Source organism: Rhizobium sp. SU303 (genome assembly GCF_021052345.1).
GTDB classification, from domain to species: domain Bacteria; phylum Pseudomonadota; class Alphaproteobacteria; order Rhizobiales; family Rhizobiaceae; genus Rhizobium; species Rhizobium laguerreae.
In genome coordinates this window covers 86,729-103,093 of the sequence record NZ_CP088099.1, presented here as the reverse complement: position 1 = coordinate 103,093, position 16,365 = coordinate 86,729, and the positions used below count along the sequence as shown (strand labels likewise).

The following is a 16,365-nucleotide window of genomic DNA, read 5'->3' as shown; positions in this document are numbered from 1 at the left end:
CTGTACCGCGCCGAAGGTATATGTTCCTACTCGGTTTAGGCTAAGCCCCCTCCCCCACCTCATCAATAATGATAGGGCGAAGCAAACAACCGCCACCTTCCTCAAGGCTTCGCCAGATTGCACACTGGCATTGCGGCTTCGGACCTGGCGCCCGATGCTCGCGTAGCGCCTAAGGCATTGAACCGGTGTCCGTTTAAGGACGCTTTTGCAGGCTGGACATGTAAATGAAGCTATCGTATCGCGTTCTTAACGTGTTCTTTCCGGCGACGCTTGTCATCAGTACACTCGTCTTTCTTGCCGGAGCTGTGCCGCCGGCTCTCGCCGATGACACTGCTTTTGCTCCGCAGACGAAAATCCGTCTGACGATTGTCCAATGGATGCAGTCCAAAGGCCAATATGAAAGATGGGATGCGCTTGGCGGTGAATATACCGTCTCGGATGAAGGCGCTGTCTTTTTGCCCTTTCTTGGATCCGTTTCCGTCGGCAATCGCGATAACACCAGCCTCACGAACGAGATTGCCAAGCGTCTGCAAGAAAAAATCGGATTGGTTCAGCCACCCGCAGTCACGATCGAAATTCTCGAATACCCGCCAATCTATGTCGTCGGAGACGTAACCACGCCTGGGCAGTACAAATTCCGCTCAGGACTTACCGTCCTGCAATCCCTGGCAATGAGCGGCGGCCCGTTCCGCGCCACAAGTCTGCAGCAATCGCAGACGATCAAACTCGCGGGCGAGCTGCGGGAAATCGACCACTCCCTGCTGCGCAGCACTGCCAAATTAGCACGGCTCCAAGCAGAGATGACAGGGGCAAAGGAGATAATTTTCGATCAGACGCTCGGCGTCAATCAGCAATACGCCGCGGGAATATACAACGAGGAACGGGTCATTTTTCAGGCTCGCGCAAATGCGCTGGACAGGCAGTCGAAGGCGCTCACGGAATTGCGTGATCTTTTGAATAGTGAAGTCGGCATGCTGGGCGAGAAGGTGCAGGGCTCGGAGGACAATATCAAATCGATCGAGGACCAGCTGACCAGCGTCAAAACACTGGTTTCGAAAGGCCTCACCGTTTCGTCGCGTCAATTGGATCTGGAACGGTTGCTCACCACCTACCGCTCCGATCGGCTCGACCTTGTCACCGCCATCATGCGGGGCCGTCAGGCGATCAGTGAGACAACGCGAAATCTTGAGGGGCTTTATGATACGCGGCGAAGCGAAGTCGCTTCCGAATTGCAGTCGGAACAGGCAAGTCTCGACCAGCTCAAATTGAAGCGCGAGATGACGCAAAAACTGCTTCTCGATGACCTCGCGGCAGGGGGAAGCTCGAATATCACCGACGAGGCGCTCCCGCTGACGTTTACGGTGAGCCGGCGAAGCGAAGGCCAAATCAGGCAGTTCCAGGCCTCGGAGACAACGGCACTGATCCCGGGTGATGTTGTGAGGGTCGTTCGACCCCCCATTGCGGATCGCGTGTCTCAGGCCGCGCCCGCCGACCTGCCGCGTGAAACTGAAACACGCGCCAGTCAGGCAAGCCAGTGACCCGCGAAAAGCATGTATTGCAAACGAACTCTCAGCGGACGATTGACCAGCGCCAAGGCGCTCCGACTACCTGCGCGAGAGAAATTGCTCTTGATACGAGCTGCCATAAACCCGACCAGGTCTTGAATTCGCTTCCTGCCTCAACAGCAATGCCTGTGCCGCGTATCTCCGAAGCGGCGTTGGGCAACATGTCGGCGACATTGCGCCGGAGATCCCGCCCCACAGCATAGCGGCCAAGGACAATTGATGACTTTGCGCATGATCCCAGCCAGTGGGCAGACTTATACCCAGATCCTCAAGTCGACGATGCTGATGGGCGGTTCCTCGCTCGTGAACGTCGCTCTAAGCGTCATTCGTAACAAGGCCCTGGCCGTTCTGCTTGGGCCAGAAGGCGTGGGGCTCATGGGCCTCTACCAGTCAATCGTCGATATCGCGCAAACGGCCGCTGGTCTGGGACTGGGCGGCAGCGGGGTGCGCCAGGTCGCCGAGGCCGCCGGTACCGGCGACGAAGCGAGGATCGCACAGTCGGCGAAAGCGCTAAGACGCATATCGATAATACTCGGCCTGCTTGGCGCGCTCCTTCTTGCAGCGCTGGCATTTCCGGTCTCGAATTTCACCTTCGGCGACTACCAGCACGCCGGTGGCATCGCGCTGCTCTCGCTCGCTGTATTTTTCCGGATAGTGTCGTCCGGGCAGACGGCGTTGATCCAGGGCTTACGTGGCATTGCAAATCTTGCCCGCATCAATGTGCTCGTAGGTTTTTTCAGCACAGTGAGCACTGTCCCGCTGATTTACCTGTTCGGCGCGCAGGCGATCGCACCGTCGGTCGTAGCGATTGCGGCCGTCACAACACTCTCCACCTGGTGGTACAGCAGACGGATAGGCGCACACTCGCCGCGAATGTCGGCTCGCCAATTTGGTCAAGAGTGGGCACCTCTGCTGAGATTCGGCGCCGTGTTCATGGCGAGCGGACTTCTGACCTTCGGCGCGGCCTATGCAATCCGCATCATCGTATTGAAGGACGGGGGCGTGATGGCCGCAGGATTGTATCAGGCGGCCTGGGGGTTGGGCGGTCTCTATGCCGGCTTCATTTTGCAGGCGATGGGAACGGACTTCTATCCGCGCCTGACCACGACTGCGGACAATCACGCCGAATGCAACCGCCTCGTCAATGAACAGATGGAAATCAGCATCCTTCTTGCCGGCCCTGGTCTGCTCGCCACGTTGACGCTGGCGCCGCTCATGATGAGCCTGTTCTATTCTTCGGAGTTTCATGGGGCGGTGGATCTCTTGCGCTGGATCTGCCTTGGCATGATGCTCAGGATCATCGCCTGGCCGATGGGTTTCATCATCTTGGCGAAGCGTGCCCAAGCCATTTTCTTCTGGACGGAGGTGGCGGCCACGCTCGTGCATGTGGGCCTGGCATGGCACTTCGTATCGAAGTTCGGTACGCCAGGAGCCGGCATGGCGTTTTTCGGCCTCTACGTCTGGCATAGCATCCTCATTTACGTGATCGTGCGGCGGCTTACCGGCTTCCGCGGGTCCGCAGCCAACCGCAGGCACGTGCTGCTTTTCCTGCCTGCATCGGTGTTGGTATTTTCGGCATTTTGGGTCTTGCCGTTATGGCCGGCGATAGGCATCGGCGCCTTGGCCGTAGCTCTGACGGGGATCTACTCGCTGCGCATGCTGATCCAGCTTCTTCCGCCCGAGATGATGCCCGCAGTGATCAGAGGATGGATCGCGAAATTTGCCTAATAAAAAATGCGCATCGAGGCGATGCGCATTAGGCCCTGCGGCACAACGAGGATTGCATCACGCAATCAGGAAATCATACAAGCGCGATGTCCCGATCGTGCTGTACGGCGGCGGGTATGCTGGCCGCCTCAGCCAATGAGCTTCGAAGTGCTTCGACAACCCTGACGATGTCGAGATCCGTCATCTGAGCATAAAGCGGCAGGATTATCGTTTGCCGCTGCGCTGCCACGCTTCGCTTCAGACTTGTAGCAGCACGATGGGAACTTTGGCCCGAATAGGCCCCCTCCAGATGGATGTTCATCACACCGCGCCGGGTGGATATTCCCTGATCGAGCAGCGCTTGCATGACCGCCCTTTGGTCGACAGCATCAGGCAATCTCACACAAAAGCTCTGCCAGTTGCTGCGAGCCCAGCCGGGCTCGATTGGCAGCGTTAGCCCAGGGATCGTCGACAGGCGCTCTATATACTGCTCGGCAAGCCGCCGGCGCTGCGCAATCAGCTCCGGCAGCCGCCGCAGTTGCACCCGTCCGACCGCCGCCTGAAGGTCAGTCATGCGGTAGTTGTAGCCTAGTTCATCATAGTCTTCAAAGATCACCTGCCTCGAGCCGTGACGGACGGCGTCGGTGACGCTCATGCCATGCTGGCGCCAGAGGCGAAATTTTCGGTCATACTCGGGATTGGCCGTAGTCAACATGCCACCATCACCGGTCGTGACGACCTTACGGGGGTGGAAGGAGAAGCAGGCAATGTCGCCATGCGACCTGCCAATTTTTTCCCAATTTCTATCCCAAAGGATTTCGCTTCCCGTTGCGCACGCCGCATCCTCGATGACCGGTATCGAGAGGCGCTTCCCGATCTCAACGACAGGGCGAATATCGCAAGGCATGCCGAGCTGATGAACGCACAGGATTGCCTTGGTCCGGGACGTGATTGCCCTTTCGATCAGGCTAGGGTCGATGTTGTAACCGTCCGCCTCGATGTCGATAAAGACAGGCACGCCATCGCAGTATCTGATGGCGTTCGCGGTTGCGATGAACGAATGACTGACCGTAATGACTTCATCACCGGCACCGATACCTACCGCCATCAAGGCGAGATGCAGTGCGGTCGTGCAGTTTGAGACGGCGCAGGCATGTGCAGCGCCGACAAAGGCAGCGAATTCACTCTCGAAAGCGGCAACTTCCGGCCCCTGCGTCACCCATCCTGATAGAATAACGCGGCGGACAGCCTCCGCCTCCTCCTCTCCGAGAACGGGCTTGGCAACTGGAACTACAGGTAGCGACGGGCTCATGCAGCTTGGCCTCCTGCCGCATCGGTCTTCATCTTCCACCAGGCGACAAGGTCGCGAAGCCCTTGTTCCATCGATATTTCCGCTTTGAAGCCCAGGAGTTTCTCGGCCTTGCTGATATCGGCAAGACGACGGGTTACGCCGTTTACCGCGCGGGCTTCTTTGTGCTGCGGTTCGAGTGAGACCCCCATGATATCGCTCAGCATCTGCGCGAGTTCCCGGAGGCTTATTTCCCTACCACTCGCGACATTGAACACTTCATCGGTGACATCGCTCTTCGCAGCCAGCAGGTTGGCCCGGGCGATGTCACGTGCATCGACGAAGTCCATCGTCTGGCTGCCGTCTCCATAGATGAGGGGTGGCATTCCGGTCGCCAGACGCTCCATCCAGCGGATCAGCACTTCGGTATAGGCGCCGTAAACGTCCATTCGCGGCCCGTATACGTTGAAATAGCGCAGCGCCACATAGCGCAGGCCGTACATCTCCGCAAAGCTGCGAAGCAGCCCCTCGTTAAACGTCTTGGCCGCCCCGTAGATCGTCCTGTTATTATAGGGATGATGCGCTTCGGTGGTCGGAAAGCTCTCGGCCAAACCCAGCACAGAGGCAGAAGAGGCAGCGACGACTTTCGACACGCCTGCCTTTACGGCAGCTTCGAGAACATTGAACGTGCCTTCGGCCAGTACATCGAAGGCAAGCCGTGGGTCTTCGGCGCATTGCGTGATGCGGATGGCCGCCTGGTGAAAGACGATGTCCACGCCCTCGAAGGTTCTCGCCAACAAGGCTCTGTCACGGATATCTCCCTCAATGATGTTGACGGACCCGCCACCTATTGCCGTGCTGAGATTGTCCCGGCGTCCGCGCACGAAGTTGTCGAGGATGATAATCTCCCGCGGCTTCTCCAATGCGACGAGATCGGCGATATGCGACCCGATCAGGCCAGCTCCGCCGGTAATGAGTACCCGTTGATTTCTCACGATCTTCCTCCATGCGATAAATCCAGCACAAGATCGGCTTCCGTGCGCCAGCGTATGAACTTCGCCGGCACACCCGCCACGACTGAAAACGGTTCGACATCGGAGACAACGACTGCACCCGCTCCGACGATCGCCCCTTTTCCGATGCTCACGCCGGGAAGAATCGTTGCGTTCGTTCCAATATCGGCCCATGCGCCGATGCGGACCGGCTTGATTTCGAGATCGGTGCGAATGATCGGCACATCCACCGGCAGCGCGGTGTGGGTCGAGCCAAGCACCTTGGCGCCAGGGCCCCAGCCGACACAATCCTCGATAACCAGGTCGCGCGCGTCGAAATAAGCCATCGGGCCGATCCAGACATTGTCGCCGATCACGCAAGTGCCGTCGAAGCGGCCCTGGATATAGGCCTGAGCGCCGATGAACACGCCATTGCCGATTTCAAACGTTTCCGGATGTTTGAAACCGGCGCCGCCCGCAACCTGCAGTCCCGTGCCGCAGCTCCGCGCGATCGCTTGCCAGATGGCTTTGCGCATCAGTGTGTCGACGACCCCGTCGCCTGTGGCGAAACGACCATAGAGGTCTATCAGGCCAGCGCGCCCGTATGATTGTCTGAGTTCTTCGACCAACCCAGTTTGGTAGCCAGGATCTGCCGGCCTTTCATGGCGACCATGGACCGCCTGCACCAGTCGAGCCTCGCCGGCGCGGTTAACTGACATAGGCGTACTCCAGCGCGGCGACCACCTGGTCAACGTGTCGTACAGGCATCTCTGGATAGATCGGCAGCGAGAGGACCTCCCGTGCCGCGGCTTCCGAGACCGGGAAATCCCCGGCCTGGTAACCAAGGTCGGCATGGGCTTTCTGCAGATGAACAGGGATGGGATAATGGAGCCCGGACGGAATGCCTTCCGCGCTGAGCAGGCGTTGAAGTCCATCGCGATCACGGCTTCTTATGGCATAGACATGATAGACGTGACGCCGATCGGATGCTTCGACAGGGATCGTCAAAACCGTCGATCCGGCAAGCAGCGAAGAGTAGCGGCGCGCATGCGTGCGACGCGCCTCGGTCCAAGCTTCAAGGTGCCGGAGCTTGACACGCAGGATCGCGCCTTGAATGGCGTCCATGCGATAGTTAAAGCCCTTCAGCAGATGGTGATAGCGCTGCTCCTGACCCCAGTCTCGCAGCATGCGCATCGTCTTGGCCTGATCATCGTCATTGGTAACGACCATACCCCCCTCGCCGCAGGCGCCGAGGTTTTTGCCCGGATAGAAGCTGAAGCAGCCGGATAGGCCGATACTGCCGGCGCGGTGGCCTTTGTATTGCGCGCCATGGGCCTGGCAGGCGTCTTCGATGACGGGTATCCCGTGGCGCTCGGCAATTGCCTTGATCGCGTCCATATCGGCCATTTGACCGTAGAGATGGACGGGAACAATGGCCTTGGTCCGGGGAGTAATCTTTGCCTCGACCTCAGCCGGATCCATCGTGAGTGTCACGGGCTCAACATCGACGAACACGGGTCGTGCGCCCGTGTAGCAGATCGCCGACACGGTTGCGACGAACGTGAATGGCACGGTAATGACCTCATCGCCAGGGCCAACGCCCGCCGCAAGGAGGGCAAGATGCAAGGCACTCGTTCCGGTGTTGACGGCTATTGCATGCTTGACGTTGCAATAATCTGCGAATTCCTGCTCGAAATGCGCGACCTCGTCGCCCAATACGTATTGCCCCGAGGCGAGGACGCCGAGCACGGCGGCGTCGATCTCACCCTTGATTGATTGATACTGTGCCTTAATGTCCAGGAACGGGATCATGCGATGCGCCTCGCCTCTTCGAGCTCGATGATGCGACCGCGCTGGGCCAACGACCGGCTTGCTGCTTCCAGAATCCGAACGACGCGCAGGCCGGCATGGCCGTCCGTAATGGGCCGCGAATTCTGCTCGATGCACTCGACGAACTGATCCAGTTCGCGTTTCAGTGCTTCGGTCATATCGAGCTTGGGCGCCCACATGTCGCCGCTGCGGTAGCCGACCATCATCTGATGCACCTTCTCGCCGTAAGCCTGAGAATTGGGGTTCAGGGTGATGCCCTTGTCGTAGACCTTGATTTTTTCGCTGGGCTCCAGATCGTCGTAAACGATCATCTTGTTGCTGCCACCGATCAGCGTGCGGCGCACCTTGACCGGCGCCAGCCAATTGACGTGGATGTGTGCGATGAGCTTGCTTTCGAAGAAGAGCGTCAGGTAGGCGATGTTTTCCGGCTCGCCGAGTACATGGCTCATGCCTGTCGCTGAAACAGCCACCGGCCTTTCCTGCACAACATGGTCCAGGATGGAGAGATCATGCACCGCGAGGTCCCAGATGACGCTGACATCATGCTGAAAGAGCCCCAGATTGACCCGAACCGAGTCATAATAATACATGTCGCCCAAGCCGTTCTCGACCAGTTCACGCATCTTGCGAACGGCGCCGGTGTGGACGAAGGTGTGATCCACCGCCAGCACGAGGCGTCGGCGTGTGGCCTCTTCGACCATCCGCGAAGCTTCCTCCGTCGTCGATGCCATCGGCTTTTCGACGAAGACATGCTTTCCGGCCATCATAGCCTGCATTGCGAGCTTGAAATGGGTGAAGACCGGCGTCGCGATAGCGATGGCATCCACTCTTGGATCACGCAGCACTTCCTCGAAATCATCGGTGATCGTCACGGCGGGGTAGCGGCTTTTGACAGCCGCCAACCGGTCAACATTGAGATCACAGACAGAAACGAGGTGCGCTCCGGCTGCCTCCGAGATGTTGCGAACCAGATTCGGCCCCCAATATCCATACCCAACAACAGCGATGCCGATCATCACATTCCCTCCAACGCGTGCATGTCGACTGGCCCGTCATTGACACGGCCGATAACCCTGGCTGGAACGCCCGCGACGATGGCGCCATCCGGCACGTCCTTTGTTACAACCGCTCCCGCTCCGACCTGGGCAGCCTCTCCGATCGTCACGCCGGGCAGAATGGTGGCGTTGCTGCCGATCGATGCGTGGCGCTTGACAAGCGTGGGGATGAGAATCCAGTCGGCCTCCGTCTGCAGGCTGCCATCTCGATTGACGGCGCGCGGGTAGGTGTCGTTCGTAAACATGACCCCGTGGCCTATGAACACACCATCTTCCAGGGTCACGCCCTCACAGAGGAAGGAATGGCTGGAGATCTTACAGTCTTCTCCGACGATGACGTTCTTCTGAATCTCGACGAAGGTGCCGATGCGGGTTCCCGCTCCGATCGTGCAGCCGTAGAGATTCACAAGATCTCGATGGTGGATGACGCTGCCTTCACCCAGCTTGACGTTTGATGCAATCATCCCTGCAAACTCCCTACTCCTAACAGGCCCGATTTTCATTCAAACAAATAATCGTTCGATTGCGTCCAAGGTTTCACACCAACAGGACAAATACTTCTCTCCATTCCAAAGAGAATTGTTTTCTTCATCTGAGTAAAGAAACAAAACGTTTAAGCTTATCCGCCGAAAGGCGTATCTACTTAAGACGACTTACGCCCTGGTTTATGCCCCTGACCATCATTGGTAGTGGGGTTACCTCCCGCACTCGTCGGCTGGCTTACGTCGAAGACAGCGATGGTTTCCATGCATTTAGGGGTTCATCGCCAAACGGCGACGCAACAACAGAGACTATCCCGCAAGCCCTCTAGTAAGACCTAGGTCTATACTCAGGCTTATCTTCAGTATCTTATCAAATTATGGAATCTGTGTAGTACTTAGCCTATATTAGCTACTGTAACGCTCGGCGAATTGTGGTATTCGATTCCTACTTTAGAGTTTCCTAAACCCCCGTATTGAGAGGGGTTGGTACTCGGGCCTTAGTTGAGCGTAACGTGTTAGGGGAGGGTGAAGCTGTGAATTCAGCACTTATACCGAATTTGGACCTCAGGCAGGAGAACGTAGCTCTTCCCCTCAGGCTAGAAAATAATCCACCTGCCGTGCCGGGAAGACACACGCATTCGCTTGTCATTCTCGATAATCGTGAGCTCGATCGTCAATGCCTGGCGCAATGCATGGCTGCCCAAAAAGCGGATTTGCAGATTTTGGCTTTTGGATCAATTGAGGAGTGGAAGCAGAAGCGCGACGAATATCCTCCGCTTTCGGCAATCCTCTTGAACGTCGGCGGCAAAAAGATCGATGAACCGACGGTTTCGGAGCAAATCCGGAAGCTTTCGTCGGAATTCGCATCAACGCCACTCATCGTATTGGCCGATAGCGACGATTTCGGTCAAATCGTTAGGGCACTTGAGTACGGAGCCAAAGGGTTCATACCCGCCTCGGTCAGCGTCAGTGTCTGTATGGAGCTGATCGCGCTGTCAGTGGCAGGAGGAATTTTTGTGCCTGCAAGCGCCCTGTTCGCCATGCGTCACTTGCTGGACTCGAGCAATTCGACCGCACGCCCGCTTTCCGGCATATTCACGGATCGTCAGGTCGAAGTCGTGGAGGCGCTCCGACGCGGAAAGGCAAACAAAATTATCGCTTATGAGCTCAACCTGCGAGAAAGCACTGTAAAGGTGCATGTCCGCAATATTATGAAAAAGGTCAAAGCGACGAACAGAACGGAAGTCGTGTTCAAGCTCAACGATCTTTTTCTTTCGGGCGGCTCTGCGACAAACAGCCTGTGCTGATGCGGTCGGCCGATCAGATCTTGCATCGCATCACGAGCGCATCCTCGGTGGCTGCGCGCCAAATACGCCACCGAGTCCGCGATTGCATCTTCAGCCTCACCTGGGAAGTTTGTCATGCACGCCTCTCCAGGTGAGGCGATCTACATGTGCGATTTTCCCAAATCTAATTGCCGGTGCCCATAGGAAGCCTGGAAAGCGCCGTTCGGATCCTGCGCAACGGGCCTCTCCGCGAATGGGGGACCAGACGCCGCGCAAGATGCCAGAAGTATCGGAACTCAGGCAGCGGCGGTACATTCGGCCTCAGGCCATTCAGGCGCAGTCTGACCATCAGGCCATCGACGCCTGAATATAGTCGCAGACGCCAACCAGCATCACGTTCGAAGTGTAGAAATGTTACTTTCTCGCCGGCGCCGCTTCGGCCGACGGGAGCGTGACGAAGAACATTTGCAAGATCTGGCTGCTGACACCGCTCAAGAATATCGGAGAACCATGCAAGCCAATCGGAATCGCTCCGATCGGGAACCTGATGAACGCTTTTTCGATCGCTGCCATACCGTCCCGCCACGCCCCCATCGCCTGAGCGACCGAGTCGCGCGATGACGAGGCGCGCGCGCCTGAATTCGTCGTGGGATAGAGATGGATAGAAATCTTGCAGCCTCCGCGCCCGCTCACACTGGCCTCTGCAGATCAAAGCGAGAAGGAAGTACGCCCACTCGACCGGATCCGGGTTGAGTGCCCCATATTCGGTCATGGTCACCTTGACCAGGTCCACCAGAATGTCATAGGCGCGCTCGGCGTCGCCCTCCTGCAATGCACAGACGGCAAGGCGGAATTTAGCTTCGGGCAGATAGGATACGTACTCCAGGCAGCGTGCGTAGCAGTGCTTCGCCTCCTCCACCCTGCCCTGCTCGAGAAGCAGGTCGCCCTGCTTCAGTAAGGCGCGATCGCTCGCTTCCCCCACGATATGGACGCTCTCTTGCTTGGAGATCCGCTGGACCTTTGTAAGATCGCCGAAGGGGCCGGACTGGATGATCTTTTCACCGAACTGCAGGCCTTTGTTCAGCATGAACCACTGATATATTTGCGGCCTGTGGCTCAGTGTATGACACGAGTGGATCAAGCTGTAACCTGCTGTCGTGATGCGCCGTATTTCGTCGGGATGGGCAAAAAGGTAATCCAGTCGCTCGACGACGTTGCGCCCGTCAACAAAGACACAGTTCTCCATGTCGACAAAGCCGGCTGCCTCCACGGCTGCCGTGCGTTCCGTCACGAGACAGGCCTTTGCCCCAGGGATCTCAAAATGCTTGCGCACCACCTCGCCGCCCATAGTGCCGCATGTGGGGACGACGAGGCTCGCATTGAGCGCGCGCGCATAAGCCTCTCCAGACAAGAGCTGGGAAGCTAGCTTGCTCTCATAGGCGTGTTGCGGCGAGACCAGGCAGGGGTAACGGTCGCGGATCATCGGAAAGACCGTCTGTCGCCAGGGATAAAGGCCATAGGCCTGACCTGTGAGCATGGCCGGGATGACCTTTTGCTGGCCATAGTCGTGGTAGACTTCGGGATCGATGAAATTTGGCCAGACGAACAGATTCTCCTTCACCGCCGGCATATATTCCGGAGCCATCGTTGCGATCGCGAAATACGCCTCGATGCCCCACTGCTCCATATCGGAAAGGAAGCCCGCGCGTCGATCGCACCATGCGTCGGCGTTATGAAGGCCAAGCTTGGGAACGGCGATATGGGTATTGGTGTTGGTGATTTTTATCCGACGCGAGCCATGCGACCGATAACCGCTTTCAAACAGCGTCAGATCCGGTTCGTACCTGGCGCATATCTCTGCATAATCGCAGTCGCGGTTAATGACGACGACATCGAAATGTGTTGCGAGGCATTTGACCTGCTGCTGCATGTGCAGCAGCAGGTAACCGGCCGCGTTCGCATTGGGCTGATGGTCCCATTGAAAAAAAACGAGCCGCGGCTTTCGATCATTAACGTTGCTATTCATGTCCCTATCGAATGGCTTCAGGAGCAGTGAGTTCGACGTTGGCAGACGCCAGATGCGGATAAGCCTCTTGCGAGGACTTGGCGCTGGGCCAGTTCCTTGCGCCGCTGGAGAGCTTCCACTCGAAATAGGCGATCGTTCTCTCAAGCCCCTCACGAAGGTTCACCTTCGGCTGCCAGCCCAGTTGCTGCGTTGCGCGGCTGATATCGGGCTTGCGCTGTGTCGGATCGTCAACTGGCAGATCCTTGAAGACGATGCCGGACTTCGATCCGGTCATTTCGATCACCATTTCTGCCAATTCACGGACCTGGAATTCTCCGGGGTTGCCGAGATTGATGGGGCCTGTAACCCCAGCGGGCGCCGCCATCAGACGGATAAAGCCGTCGATCAGGTCGTCCACATAGCAGAACGATCGTGTTTGCCTGCCGTTGCCAAAGATGGTGATCGGCTCGTTTCGAAGCGCCTGAACGATGAAATTGGAGACGACACGGCCGTCATTGGTCTGCATGCGCGGCCCGTAGGTATTGAAGATCCGCGCCACCCGAATTTCCACGCCATATTGACGATGATAGTCGAAGAACAGCGTCTCTGCGCACCGCTTGCCTTCGTCATAACACGCCCGCGGGCCTATGGGACTGACGCTGCCTCGATACTCCTCGGGTTGAGGGTGGACTGCCGGATCGCCATAAACTTCGCTTGTGGATGCCTGGAAGATCTTCGCCTTGGTGCGTTTTGCCAAGCCGAGCATATTGATGGCCCCGTGCACATTGGTCTTCACGGTCTGCACGGGGTCGTGCTGATAGTGGACCGGAGATGCCGGGCAGGCGAGGTTGTAGATCTCGTCGACCTCCACATAAAGCGGGAAGGTGATGTCATGGCGGAGCACCTCAAAGCGAGGATCGTCAAGAAGATGCAGCACATTGTCGCGCGAACCGGTGTAGTAATTGTCCACGCAGAGGACGTCATTGCCCTCTCGCAAAAGCCTTTCGCACAGGAATGATCCCAGAAACCCGGTGCCGCCAGTTACCATAATTCGCTTTTGTCCGTGCATTGGTATGCTCCGTTGTTGATGGTTGCCCCGCGGAAGCGAGGATGGTCAGTAGGCTCCCCTGCGCTTGAACACCGCAGGGATTGTGCTGAGAAGAATTTGGCAGTCGAACCACAGGGACCGGTTGTCGATGTAGAACTCGTCGAGTTGCTGCTGCAGTTCGATATCCGCATTGCTTCGTTCGGATATCTGCCAGAGGCCCGTCAGCCCCGGCGTTACCGAACGCCGCTTGTCACGGAATTCGCTATCCATCGCTGAAAGGTGATATTCTGGAAACGGACGCGGTCCGACGATGGCCATCTGCCCCGCAATGATGTTTGCCAATTGCGGCAGCTCGTCGATGCTCGAAGAGCGCAGCATATGTCCTATAACCGGAATGACGCGCGGATCGTCCTTGAGCTTGAAGTGGCTCAACCACTCGGCGCGCATGTTAGGGTCATCTCGGAAGACTGCTTCAAGGCGCTGCTCTGCATCCTGATACATCGTCCTCAATTTCAGGACGTGCACCGGCTTGCCGGACCGCCCCTCCCTGGTGTGCCGGAAGAAGACGGGGCCTGGATCGATGGCATAGATTGCGGCCGCTGCAAACGCGATGAATGGGGCGACGACGATCGATGCAGGGATGGCGATTGCGAGATCGAGGATCCGCCGGACCAAATCCGAGTTGACTGAACTCCCACTGTTGATAAGGCGAATACCGATCTCTCCACCGACATCCGCAGGTCGCAATCCGCTCACCTTGAGGCTCGGCGTATCGGACAGCAAAATGACTTCGGCGAACTTCCGACGCATCGCCGCCAAATCGGCCAGCGCGCCTGCGGCGCCCGCAATCACCGCAATGGATGGCCCGCCGTCGGGCAATGCCTCCAAACTATCGAGGGAGATGGCCTCCGGCCTGATGCCATACTGCCAATGGTTCTTGAAATGCCCCACGAGAGCGGGAGTAAGGTCGTCTCCCCCTATGACAACCGCGCGCTCCCCCCAGACTCCAAGTTTCCAGCACAGGCCCCGTGCAAGCCAATGCCCAAATGGCTGAACAATCAGCCCGAGAGCGAGGAACCCAATGACGGCAAGCAGCAGTCGTTCCCCCTCCGGCAGGATAATTGCTCCAAACGCCGCCAGGACAGCCACCTTGACGCCAGCGACAGTGCGCCGCCGCAGATGTTCATGGTCATGCAACCGATACCCAGGATAGAGGCCGGCCGATGTGTAAAGAATAATCGCGGCGAATGCTGCGATCGTGAACGTACGCTCCGCCAGCGTGCCCTCCAAACCACTGGGGAAAAAGGACAGGACAACAAAATAGGCAACCAAATAGCTTGCAATGTCGCCGGCGACCAGGAAGGACGAGGTTGCAAGCCGAGGAAGCCGACGCCGTAGTGCGACGGGCATATACAGCCCTGCCCGGTCAAAGGGATCGGCGGTCTTAGCTGCTATGGGCGGCACGGAACCTGCCGCAATCGCCCGCGACGTCATGTCATTTGAGGTGGCTGCCTTCGGCGGCCTCGGTGTCATTGCTGGCGACGCAAATAAGGACATGATGGCTTTACACCTTTGCAGCTGCTTCTTTTGGCGCGCTTGGTCCAAAAACCGCGTCTTCGATCGGAAACTTTCGAAGCCCCAGTCTCTGGAATGCCGTCAGTGAGATGAACGTCGGCACGACGACCGCATAGCGCCGCCACAGCCGTCGCGGCTCGCATAAAAGACGAAACGCCCATTCGAAGCCGCTTCTTTGAATGATCCTTGGAGCCTGCCGCTTGAGGCCGGCGTGGAAATCGAATGCGGCTCCGACACCGATGAGCATCGATGCTTCCAGACGATCGCGCATGCGCGCCATCCAGAGTTCCTGCTTCGGACTGCTCAGCCCGACCCAGATGATATCGGCGCCCGATCGATTGAGCTGGTCAGCAATCTCCGTTTCCTCCCGCGTCGACAGTTTGCGAAAAGGTGGCGCATAGGAGCCGACGATCCGTGCTTGCGGAAATTTTGCGAGAAGGCGCGCCTGCAGCTGTTCGAGCGTTTCGGCCGTTGCGCCATAAAGGAAGTGACGCAAGCCCTTGGAGCTGCCGGCATCGAAAACGGATAACATCAGGTCAGGTCCATAGACCCTGTCGCTTTCCGCATGACCGGCACGCTTCAATGCCCATACCAACGGCATGCCATCGGGTGTTACGAGGAAAGCCCGGTTATGTATCGACCGGAGCTCGGGATCATCTTGACACCGGACCACGCCGTGCGCGTCGCGAACGCACACATATTCCTTCCTGCCGTCTTCGATCGCTTTTTGAATAAATCCTGTGGCACTCTTGAGATTAACTGCCGAAATGCGAACACCAAGGACATTAATACATTCCAAAGAACTCGTTTGGTTGAGAACTGAATCTTGGCTTCTGTCTGCTGATTGCTTTCTCATGACCTACGCTTTCGCGATCTAAACTGTCATCAGAATATGCTGCCAAGACGATTGCCTCCATACTTGCGTCTCTAACTATTGGACGTAGAAGAGACTTCATGTTTCTACGTCTTACGCCGAGATAGGTTACATATTCGAAGTAAGGCGATGTACCCCCACTGCTTGCCAGGCTGCTCTTTTTGATGAGCGCTGTCCCGAAAGAGCGGTTTGACCTCGGCAAAGCCGAACGCGGCTCGTCATCGCGCCAAAGCACAACCGAACGTGCAGCGCGCCCACGACGCAGACCTCTAAGGAGAGCAATCGCATCGAGCGCTTCTTCAGCAAGCTCAAACAGTTTCGACGCGATAAGACAAACTGCTCGTGAACGTCATGGGATTGGCCAAGCTCGCAGCAATCGCAATGTGGCTCAAATAGTTAAATCGTCGCCACGCTCTAGGGAGGCAGCGTGCTACCATTGATCTTCTACCGGGACTGCCGGACGCAGAGCAAGATCGAAGCGGCGGCCCTCACCGTTGCCAGTTAAACAGTTGTCCCCCTGTCCGTTTACTGCGACCGGGGCAACTCATAGTCTGCGGCAGAACCGTCGATATGCTTTTTTACAAGGCGGCGAGAAAAACCAGGGACCCTGCGGGGCGGCCCGCTTATCAGATGAATATGGTGCATGCATCTTGCACAC

At 57.5% G+C, this 16,365-nt stretch carries 13 protein-coding genes and 1 pseudogene; 4 read left to right on the top strand and 10 right to left on the bottom strand.

The features are described 5' to 3' along the window. Window positions 1-224: 224 nt before the first annotated feature. Window positions 225-1,538: a polysaccharide biosynthesis/export family protein gene (locus RlegSU303_RS33505; protein WP_017957529.1), complete on the top strand. Its 1,314-nt coding sequence runs from the start codon at window positions 225-227 to the stop codon at window positions 1,536-1,538. A 246-nt stretch (window positions 1,539-1,784) separates the two neighbouring features. Continuing rightward, the gene (locus RlegSU303_RS33500) at window positions 1,785-3,293 is read left to right on the top strand and encodes an O-antigen translocase (RefSeq protein ID WP_131621627.1); all 1,509 of its coding nucleotides are present in this window, start codon (window positions 1,785-1,787) and stop codon (window positions 3,291-3,293) included. 73 nt (window positions 3,294-3,366) lie between these two features. Here the strand turns inward: RlegSU303_RS33500 and RlegSU303_RS33495 are convergent, their stop codons facing one another. The 6 genes from RlegSU303_RS33495 to RlegSU303_RS33470 are packed head-to-tail and all read right to left on the bottom strand — an operon-like array spanning window position 3,367 to window position 8,901. After that, window positions 3,367-4,584, bottom strand: coding sequence for a DegT/DnrJ/EryC1/StrS family aminotransferase (locus RlegSU303_RS33495; RefSeq protein ID WP_131719406.1), 1,218 nt, complete (start codon window positions 4,582-4,584; stop codon window positions 3,367-3,369). Next, on the bottom strand, window positions 4,581-5,555 hold the full coding sequence (locus RlegSU303_RS33490; protein WP_077979673.1) for an NAD-dependent epimerase/dehydratase family protein: 975 nt from the start codon (window positions 5,553-5,555) through the stop codon (window positions 4,581-4,583). Before RlegSU303_RS33490 ends, RlegSU303_RS33495 begins: the two co-directional genes overlap by 4 nt. Continuing rightward, window positions 5,552-6,271 carry an acyltransferase gene (locus RlegSU303_RS33485; RefSeq protein WP_017957533.1) on the bottom strand — a complete coding sequence of 240 codons (720 nt, stop codon included), beginning with the start codon at window positions 6,269-6,271 and terminating at the stop codon, window positions 5,552-5,554. Before RlegSU303_RS33485 ends, RlegSU303_RS33490 begins: the two co-directional genes overlap by 4 nt. Then, window positions 6,261-7,364, bottom strand: coding sequence for a DegT/DnrJ/EryC1/StrS family aminotransferase (locus tag RlegSU303_RS33480; protein WP_131643549.1), 1,104 nt, complete (start codon window positions 7,362-7,364; stop codon window positions 6,261-6,263). Before RlegSU303_RS33480 ends, RlegSU303_RS33485 begins: the two co-directional genes overlap by 11 nt. After that, window positions 7,361-8,398 carry a Gfo/Idh/MocA family protein gene (locus tag RlegSU303_RS33475; protein ID WP_017957535.1) on the bottom strand — a complete coding sequence of 346 codons (1,038 nt, stop codon included), beginning with the start codon at window positions 8,396-8,398 and terminating at the stop codon, window positions 7,361-7,363. Before RlegSU303_RS33475 ends, RlegSU303_RS33480 begins: the two co-directional genes overlap by 4 nt. Then, window positions 8,398-8,901, bottom strand: coding sequence for an acyltransferase (locus RlegSU303_RS33470; protein WP_017957536.1), 504 nt, complete (start codon window positions 8,899-8,901; stop codon window positions 8,398-8,400). Before RlegSU303_RS33470 ends, RlegSU303_RS33475 begins: the two co-directional genes overlap by 1 nt. A gap of 551 nt (window positions 8,902-9,452) precedes the next feature. Here RlegSU303_RS33470 and RlegSU303_RS33465 point away from each other — a divergent pair. After that, on the top strand, window positions 9,453-10,226 hold the full coding sequence (locus RlegSU303_RS33465) for a response regulator transcription factor (protein ID WP_017957537.1): 774 nt from the start codon (window positions 9,453-9,455) through the stop codon (window positions 10,224-10,226). A gap of 163 nt (window positions 10,227-10,389) precedes the next feature. On the opposite strand, the gene RlegSU303_RS33460 is transcribed toward RlegSU303_RS33465, so the two are convergent. The 4 genes from RlegSU303_RS33460 to RlegSU303_RS33445 are packed head-to-tail and all read right to left on the bottom strand — an operon-like array spanning window position 10,390 to window position 15,689. Continuing rightward, window positions 10,390-12,231: a glycosyltransferase family protein gene (locus RlegSU303_RS33460; protein ID WP_131719407.1), complete on the bottom strand. Its 1,842-nt coding sequence runs from the start codon at window positions 12,229-12,231 to the stop codon at window positions 10,390-10,392. A gap of 4 nt (window positions 12,232-12,235) precedes the next feature. Continuing rightward, window positions 12,236-13,279 (bottom strand): UDP-glucuronic acid decarboxylase family protein, encoded by a 1,044-nt coding sequence (locus RlegSU303_RS33455; RefSeq protein WP_131719408.1) that lies wholly within the window; start codon window positions 13,277-13,279, stop codon window positions 12,236-12,238. 45 nt (window positions 13,280-13,324) lie between these two features. After that, a complete protein-coding gene (locus tag RlegSU303_RS33450) occupies window positions 13,325-14,815 on the bottom strand; it encodes a sugar transferase (RefSeq protein WP_131629899.1) in 1,491 nt (496 codons plus the stop codon). A 7-nt stretch (window positions 14,816-14,822) separates the two neighbouring features. Continuing rightward, complete coding sequence (locus RlegSU303_RS33445; protein ID WP_027667004.1) at window positions 14,823-15,689, bottom strand: WecB/TagA/CpsF family glycosyltransferase; 867 nt, start codon at window positions 15,687-15,689, stop codon at window positions 14,823-14,825. Window positions 15,690-15,915: 226 nt separating this feature from the next. On the opposite strand from RlegSU303_RS33445, the pseudogene RlegSU303_RS34615 reads away from it, so the two are divergent. Continuing rightward, a pseudogene (locus RlegSU303_RS34615) lies at window positions 15,916-16,103 on the top strand (IS5/IS1182 family transposase); the annotation flags it as partial. Between the last annotated feature and the right edge of the window lie 262 nt (window positions 16,104-16,365).